Annotated in this window: 9 protein-coding genes; 7 read left to right on the top strand and 2 right to left on the bottom strand. The window is 65.7% G+C overall.

The window, feature by feature from the left end; all coding sequences use genetic code 11:
- The 5 genes from Q0602_RS17655 to Q0602_RS17635 all read left to right on the top strand — a co-directional run.
- Positions 1–481 (top strand): SAM-dependent methyltransferase (locus Q0602_RS17655; RefSeq protein WP_298845993.1); only part of this gene is annotated, 481 nt, incomplete at its 5' end.
- A complete protein-coding gene (locus tag Q0602_RS17650; protein WP_298845990.1) occupies positions 478–807 on the top strand; it encodes a multidrug efflux SMR transporter in 330 nt (109 codons plus the stop codon). The genes Q0602_RS17655 and Q0602_RS17650, both read left to right, overlap by 4 nt.
- Positions 808–947: 140 nt before the next feature.
- Complete coding sequence (gene dacB, locus Q0602_RS17645; RefSeq protein WP_298845987.1) at positions 948–2,396, top strand: D-alanyl-D-alanine carboxypeptidase/D-alanyl-D-alanine-endopeptidase; 1,449 nt, start codon at positions 948–950, stop codon at positions 2,394–2,396.
- 148 nt (positions 2,397–2,544) lie between these two features.
- Positions 2,545–3,009, top strand: coding sequence for an META domain-containing protein (locus tag Q0602_RS17640; RefSeq protein WP_298845982.1), 465 nt, complete (start codon positions 2,545–2,547; stop codon positions 3,007–3,009).
- A 41-nt stretch (positions 3,010–3,050) separates the two neighbouring features.
- Positions 3,051–3,575 (top strand): GNAT family N-acetyltransferase, encoded by a 525-nt coding sequence (locus tag Q0602_RS17635; protein WP_298845979.1) that lies wholly within the window; start codon positions 3,051–3,053, stop codon positions 3,573–3,575.
- Here the strand turns inward: Q0602_RS17635 and Q0602_RS17630 are convergent, their stop codons facing one another.
- On the bottom strand, positions 3,576–3,992 hold the full coding sequence (locus tag Q0602_RS17630; RefSeq protein ID WP_295034993.1) for a hypothetical protein: 417 nt from the start codon (positions 3,990–3,992) through the stop codon (positions 3,576–3,578).
- A 168-nt stretch (positions 3,993–4,160) separates the two neighbouring features.
- Here Q0602_RS17630 and Q0602_RS17625 point away from each other — a divergent pair, with 168 nt between their 5' ends.
- The gene (locus tag Q0602_RS17625; protein WP_295034995.1) at positions 4,161–4,901 is read left to right on the top strand and encodes a TSUP family transporter; all 741 of its coding nucleotides are present in this window, start codon (positions 4,161–4,163) and stop codon (positions 4,899–4,901) included.
- A 34-nt stretch (positions 4,902–4,935) separates the two neighbouring features.
- Here the strand turns inward: Q0602_RS17625 and Q0602_RS17620 are convergent, their stop codons facing one another.
- Positions 4,936–5,871: an AraC family transcriptional regulator gene (locus Q0602_RS17620; protein WP_298845974.1), complete on the bottom strand. Its 936-nt coding sequence runs from the start codon at positions 5,869–5,871 to the stop codon at positions 4,936–4,938.
- A 206-nt stretch (positions 5,872–6,077) separates the two neighbouring features.
- Here Q0602_RS17620 and Q0602_RS17615 point away from each other — a divergent pair, with 206 nt between their 5' ends.
- Positions 6,078–7,148, top strand: a complete 1,071-nt coding sequence (locus Q0602_RS17615) for an NAD(P)-dependent alcohol dehydrogenase (protein ID WP_298845971.1) — start codon at positions 6,078–6,080, stop codon at positions 7,146–7,148.
- Positions 7,149–7,209 lie beyond the last annotated feature (61 nt).

The raw sequence follows: 7,209 nt of genomic DNA, 5'->3' as shown, positions 1-7,209 counted from the left end.
TCGGCTCGCCGAGCGTCATCCCGACCACGCCGTGATCGGCGTGGATCGCAGCGAGGTGCGACTGTCACGAGATCACGGGGCACTGCCGGACAACGCGCGACTGGTGCGTGCCGATCTGGTCGATTTTTGGCGCCTGGCGCTCGCCGCCGGTTGGCGGCCGGTGCGGCACTACCTGCTCTATCCGAATCCTTATCCCAAGAGCACCCAGCTCAAGAAGCGCTGGCATGGGCATCCGGTCTTTCCCTCGCTGCTCGCGCTCGGCGGGGCGCTGGAGCTGCGCTCCAACTGGGCCATCTATGTCGAGGAGTTCGCGCTCGGTGTCGAGACGCTTCTCGGGGTCGAGGGCGAGATCGCTGCCTTCACGCCTGGCGCCACGTTCATGACGCCATTCGAACGAAAATACTTCGAGAGCGGCCAGATCCTATGGCGCTATCGCGTCGATCTCTCGCCCTCGCTACCGCACGGGGAGTCCGTCCGATGAGCTATCTGCTGCTCGCCCTGGCGATCGTCGCCGAAGTCGTGGCGACCAGTTCGCTGAAAGCCTCGGCCGGTTTCACACGCTGGCTGCCCAGCCTCGTGGTGATCGTGGGCTACGGTTTCTCGTTCTATGCGCTGTCGCTGGTGCTGAAGTCGCTACCCGTCGGCATCACCTACGCGATCTGGGCCGGCCTCGGTATCGTGCTGGTGACGCTGATCGGCATCGTGTTCTACGGCGAGAAACCGGATCTGCCCGCCTACCTGGGCATGGGGCTGATCATCGCCGGTGTGGTCGTCATCCAGGTTTTTTCGCGGCTGTCGTCGCACTGACCGCCGCAAGGGCTGCCCTTTTCTCAGCGCTTCTGTCTTTTGGTACTTTGGCACGACACCAGGCATCGCCTCCGGGGGGCGTTAATTGGTACGCTCTGGACCAGTTGGGCCCTCATTTTCCTCTGGAGCGAGCATCCATTATGCGGCGATGGCTAGGTCGGAGTTCTCTGTTTCTCGGTGCGTTGTCACTATCGGTAGTCTCTGTCGTCGCCCAGGCGGCCGGGTTCGATCATGTTGCCCGGCTCGCCGACAAGGGGTTCGTGATCAGCGCCCAGGCGCAGTTGCTGGATAGCGGGGAGGTGCTGGGCGCGCTCAACCCTTCGCAACCGCTGTCGCCGGCGTCCGTCACCAAGCTCTACACTGCCGCCGCCGCCCTGGATCGCTGGGGGCCGCAGCACCGTTTCACCACCCGCTTCGTCTCTACCGGCGCGCTCGATGGCAACGGCGTCCTGCACGGCGACCTGGTGCTCGAGGGCGGCGGGGATCCGGCGCTGACCTCGGAAGAGCTCTGGCGGCTGATCCAGAAGCTGCGGGAGCTCGGGGTCTCCAGCATCGATGGCCAGCTGGTGATCAGCCAGTGGCGGTTCGGCCCGGTGACCTGCGAGACCAGCGATCGCTGCAAGACGCGGACGGAGGGCACCAACGCCTACGCGTCGCTGCTCTCTTCCGCTGCAGTCAACTATGGCAGCTGGTGCGCCACGGTGATGCCGGGCGTGGTCGGCCAGCCGGCACGGATCACCAGCTGCGACACGGTGGCGCCGACCCTGCGGATCGAGAACGACGTCACCACGGTCGCCGCGGGCGGCGGTGCCGACCTCTACGCCAAGCGGGTGACCGACAGCCAGGGGGACACGCTCAAGATCAGCGGACGGATTCCTGCCGGAACCTATCCACGCCCCATCTACAAGGCGAGCTCGGATCCGGCGGACCAGACCGGGCAGACGCTGCTGTCGCTACTGCGCCAGGCGGGCGTCCCGGTCAGCGGCGGCTACGCCGTCAGTCGTCAGCCTCCGCCCCCGAGCGCCAAGGACCTGGCCGCCGTCGAGGGCAAGCCGTTGCAGGAGTTGCTGCTGCGCACGCTCAACTACTCGAACAACTTCATGGCCGACACCCTGGCGCTGGATTTGACCTCCGGCACGCAACGGAATCTGCCGGACGCCGGGCGGGAGCTCGAGCGGTACGCGACCAGCCTGCCGGGACACGGCGCGGCGATACTGCGCAGCGGTAGCGGCCTGACGCCGGAGAATCGGGTCTCGGCGCAGAGCGTCAACGCGTTGCTGGGGGCGATGTACGGTAATGCATCGCTGTTTCCCACCTTCGTGGCCGGCATGCAGGTACCCGCCAACGGGCCGATGCACTTCATTCGTCGCGGCAGCCAGACCTTCCAGGACCACGTGATGCTCAAGACCGGCACGCTCAACGAGCCGGTGACGGTGCGCGCGGTGGCAGGTTATTTCCGCACCGACAGCGGGCGTTGGGGCAGCTTCGCCGTGCTGGTCAACGGTACCGCGTCGACGCCTTATCTCTCCTGGCGCGAGACGCTGCCGATGGTCGCCGACGATCTGACCGCGATGATCGATCGCCATTAGGGCGGTTCACACGACGAGCCGCGAGCCGCGTGAATCGTGCGAACAGGTCTGGCTTTTTCGCCGAAATGGGGCGGCCCGGATTGTCTCCGCGGCCGCCCGCGCGCAAAATCGCCCCTTTCGCTCCCGCTTCCCACATGAGGACATCAACGTGTTGTCACGCCTTTCCCTATTCGCCGCCGCGGTCGTCGTGAGCGTTGCCGGTTGCGCCTCGAACCCGGATGACGACAGCGCCGCAACCGACGCCAACGCGCCGGCCGCCAGCGAAGCCCTGGTCGGTACCTACTGGAAGCTGATGACGCTCGACGGCGAGCCGGTACCGGTGGCGGATAACCAGCGCGAAGCGCACCTGGTGCTCGACGCGCAGGGGCGCGTTTCCGGCTCGACCGGCTGCAACCGGCTGATGGGCGGCTACCGGCTGGAGGGCGATACGCTGACCTTCACCCAGCTCGCCTCGACCCGAATGGCGTGCCCCGGGGAGATGGCGACCCTCGAGCAGGGGTGGCTGGCGACGCTCTCCGAGACGGCGCACTACTCGATCTCCGGGCAGTCGCTCGTGTTGAAAAATGCCGGTGACCGAACGCTGGCCAGGCTCAAGGCCAATGCGCTGTATTGAATGCCGCGCAAGCTCCCCGATTCGACCGCGAGAACCGTACCTTGACCCTGATCGACTGCGAGTTCGACCTGCACGGCGATGCCGTGCTGACGATCTTCAACGACGCCATCCTCAATACCACTGCGCTCTACGAGTATCAGCCACGGACGCGGGCCTTCGTCGAGCAGTGGTTCCGGACCAAGCGCGAAGGCGACTTTCCGGTCGTCGGCATGCTCGACGATGCTAGCGGCCGGCTGATGGGGTTCGCCAGCTATGGCCCGTTTCGGCCCCATGCCGCCTATCGCTACAGCGTCGAGCACTCGGTCTACGTGGATGGCGACTTCCGCCAGCGGGGCGTTGCCAGGCAGCTGATGACGGCGCTGATCGCGCGCGCCGAGGCCCAGCAGTACCACACCCTGATCGGCGGCATCGATGCCGCCAACGCCCCCAGTATCGTGCTGCACGAACGGCTGGGCTTCGAACACGCCGGCACGGTCCGCCAGGCTGCCTTCAAGTTCGGGCGCTGGCTCGATCTGGCTTTCTACCAGCGGATCCTGGCGACGCCGGAGCACCCCCGCGCGGGTTGATCAGGGGGCGTCGCCGTCGGTGTCCGACCGGCCGGTGTCGCTATCGTCGTCGATGGCGTCCGTCGGCGTACTCGGCAGCGCGTCGGAACCCATCGCCAGCTTGTCGGCGTCGGCGATGTAGACCTCCTGGCTGCTGCGCAGGAACAGGCAGAGTTCCTGGCCGGCCTGACCGTTCATGTGGTCCTGCGGGTAGTGGCCCTGGATCAGCAGTGCCGTCATGCCGGCTTCGTCGTCGAACAGCACCGGCTCGCCAGCCGGCGCGGCATCCGGAAACTGGCTGGCCTGCTGGCACTGTTCGATGACCGCCCGGTCGTGCTCCTGCCAGGCGTCGTCGCTGGAGGCGTGGGCGGGGCCGGCCATGGCGAGCAGGGCCGTGGCGAGACAGGCGGAGGTCGTGGGGAGCGTGGAACGGCGCATGATGAAAACGGTCCTTGTTGCCGATGGGGGAAGGGGCCGATGGCGTGTCACCGGCTGCCAGGTTGGTGAGCGCATCGCGCCTGCCGGTCTGGCGGATTCTCCACGACGTCATCCGCCGTGGATCTTTCTCGGGCACTGTAAGCCCGTCGTTGGAGTATAGACCCCGTTATGGCACTACCCGTTGCATTGCTGTTTCTGGTCGTGGTGTTTTCGACCTCGGTGCTGTCCGGCGTCTTCGGCATGGCCGGTGGGCTGGTCCTTCTGGGCTTCCTGCTGGCCTGGTTGCCGGCGGCGACGGCGATCGCCGTCCACGGGGTGATCCAGCTCACCGCCAACGCATCGCGTGCCTGGCTGTCGCGGCGATTCATCGACTGGCGCATCGTCGCCATGATCGCCTGCGGCGTATTGATCGCGGCCGCGTTACTGGTCCTGGTGCGCTACTCCCCCAGCGAGACGGTGGTGCTGATCGTGCTGGGGCTGATGCCGGTGATGGTATGGATCCCCAAGCGCTGGTTCCACTTCAATGTTGCGCGGCCGGGGCATGCCGTCCTGTGCGGACTGGTCTCCGGGGGATTGACCATTGCCGTCGGGGTATCCGGCCCGACCATCGATATCGGCTTCATCCGCACCCAGCTCGATCGGCGCACCGTGGTGGCGACCAAAGCGGCGATCCAGGTCATCGCCCACAGCCTCAAGATCCTCTTCTACTGGCAGGCGGCCCTGGCGATGGATCGTGGTGAGTGGGGCTGGGTGGCGCTGGCGATTCCTTTCGCTTTCCTGGGCACGCGCACCGGCAATCTGGTGCTGTCCCGGCTGACGGATGCCGGCTTTCGCTACTGGACGCGCTGGATCGTCACCGTGGTGGGCGCCTATTACCTGATCCGGGGGCTGATGGGGCTGTGGACGTGATCGCCCCCGATGGAAGGCCGGCCGCGCACGACGTCTACTCCTGAGAGGGACTGACACCGAAATAGCGCTTGTACTCGCGACTGAACTGCGAGGTGCTGCGATAGCCGACATCGACGGCGGCCCTGGCCACGTTGATTCGCTGCTGGCCCAGCAGAACCCGCGCCCGCAGTAGCCGCACGCGCTTGAGATACTGCACCGGCGACAGCTGTGTCACGCGCTTGAAGTGGTGATGAAAGTGGGAAGCGCTCATGTTGGCACGCTCGGCGAGCGTCTCCACCGTCAGCGGCAGTGCGAAATGACGATGGAGGTAGTTCAGCGACTCGGCGATGCGTGCGTAGTGTCCCTGCTGCTGCACCAGTTGCCGCAGCGACTGGCCCTGGGGGCCGTTGAGCGCCGCGAACAGCACCTCGCGCACCCGACCCGCGCCCAGGGCCCGGCTGGTACTCTCGTCCTGCAGGCAGTCGGCCAGCCGTTGCACCGCCTCCGCCATGGGGGCGTCGATCGAGACCGCCGCCATGGGTTCGGGGGAGCGGCCATGGCTATCGGCCGGTGCCGGCAGATGGTGAACCAGCTCGCTCAACGTCAACGGGTCCACATCGATGGACAGGCCCAGCAGCGGCGCCTCGGGGCGGGCGAGCGTCTCGCACTCGAAGGGTAACGGCATCGCCTGCACCAGGTAGTTGCCGGGACCGTAGTGAATGACCCGGTCCTCCAGATAACCGATCTTGTCGCCCTGCGCGATGATGAACAGCCCCGGCTCGTAGATCAGCGGCGTGCGCGGACAGCTGCACGCCGAGGCGATCAGCTTCACCCCGTCGATGGCAGTGTCGGAGAAGCCGTCGGTCCTGGCCAGCGGTGCCAGTGTCCGGGCCAGCTGCGAAGCCCAGTCGGCGCCCGGCCGAGGCGGTTCGAGGGTGCCGTTCCGCGAAGGCTCGTCGCCTGGCCTGACCTGGAGTGAGCGCTCGAGCATGATATCTCCCAAGAGGTGGTATGGAGGATCAGCGTATTGTGCATAAAAATAGCGTTATAAGATAACAAATGACGCTATTTCAAGAGAATGTGGCGGATGTTCGACAGGATTCGGCATGGCGGGGGGCGAGCGTATCGACCACACTGGCTCCGTTTCCGCGCCCGTTCCACGGTGCGCCATCCCTCCTCTCGATCAAGGTTACCGTTATGACTCAGACTACCGCCACGCCCGCCAAGGGGTATGCCGCGCACTCCGCCACAACGCCGTTGGCGCCCTGGGACTTCGAGCGCCGTGCGCCGCGCCCGGATGATGTCTCGATCGAAATCCTCTACTGCGGCGTCTGCCACAGCGACCTCCACTTCGCCCGCGATGATTGGGGCATGGCCTCTTATCCGGTGGTGCCGGGGCACGAGATCGTGGGCCGCGTCACCGCCGTGGGCGACGACGTCAGCCAGTACCAGGTCGGCGATCTGGTCGGCGTCGGCTGCATGGTCGACTCGTGCCGCGAGTGCAAGGCGTGCAACGCCGGCCTCGAGAACTACTGTGCCGAAGGCTTCGTGATGACCTACGGCAGCCCCGACAAGCACGATGGCACCCTGACCCAGGGCGGCTACTCCGACAAGGTCGTGGTCAGCGAGCGCTTCGTCGTGCGCATGCCCGATGGCATCGACCTCAAGTCCGCCGCGCCGATCCTGTGCGCCGGTATCACCACCTATTCGCCGCTGAAGCACTACGGCGTCAAGCCGGGCGACAAGGTCGGCATCATCGGGATGGGCGGCCTCGGCCACATGGGGGTCAAGCTCGCCAAGGCGCTGGGTGCCGAGGTCACGCTGTTCACGCGGTCCGAGTCCAAGAAGGCCGAGGCCAAGAAGCAGGGCGCCGATCACGTGGTGATCTCCACCAGTGAAGACGAGATGGAAGCGATCACCGAGACCTTCGACTTCATGCTCGACACGGTGCCGGTGCAGCACGACATCAATCCCTATCTCAATGCCCTGAAGCCGGATGGCACGCATATTCTGGTCGGCCTGCTCGAGCCGATCGATCCGGCGATTTCTGGTGCCAACCTGGTGTTCCGTCGTCGCGTGCTGGCCGGTTCGCTGATCGGTGGCATGCCGGAAACCCAGGAAGTGCTCGACTTCTGTGCCGAGAACGGCATTACCTGCGACGTCGAGATGATCAACATCGATCAGATCAACGAGGCCTGGGAGCGGATGCAGAAGGGCGACGTGAAGTATCGCTTCGTGATCGACATGGCGTCGATCAAGGAGGGCTAAGAGCTACGAGCTTCGAGCTTCGAGCTTCGAGCTTCGAGCTTCGAGCTTCGAGCTTCGAGCT

It is taken from the genome of uncultured Salinicola sp., assembly GCF_937921195.1.
Taxonomy (GTDB): Bacteria; Pseudomonadota; Gammaproteobacteria; order Pseudomonadales; family Halomonadaceae; genus Salinicola.
Note: the sequence above shows the minus strand (reverse complement) of the source record. Positions and strands in the feature narration are given on the sequence as shown.

Coding starts and splice junctions, on each gene's coding strand:
- Q0602_RS17650 (WP_298845990.1), top strand. CDS start 478: ATGAGCTATCTGCTGCTCGCCCTGGCGATCGTCGCCGAAGTCGTGGCG.
- dacB (WP_298845987.1), top strand. CDS start 948: ATGCGGCGATGGCTAGGTCGGAGTTCTCTGTTTCTCGGTGCGTTGTCA.
- Q0602_RS17630 (WP_295034993.1), bottom strand. CDS start 3,992: ATGCGCCGTTCCACGCTCCCCACGACCTCCGCCTGTCTCGCCACGGCC.
- Q0602_RS17625 (WP_295034995.1), top strand. CDS start 4,161: ATGGCACTACCCGTTGCATTGCTGTTTCTGGTCGTGGTGTTTTCGACC.
- Q0602_RS17620 (WP_298845974.1), bottom strand. CDS start 5,871: ATGCTCGAGCGCTCACTCCAGGTCAGGCCAGGCGACGAGCCTTCGCGG.
- Q0602_RS17615 (WP_298845971.1), top strand. CDS start 6,078: ATGACTCAGACTACCGCCACGCCCGCCAAGGGGTATGCCGCGCACTCC.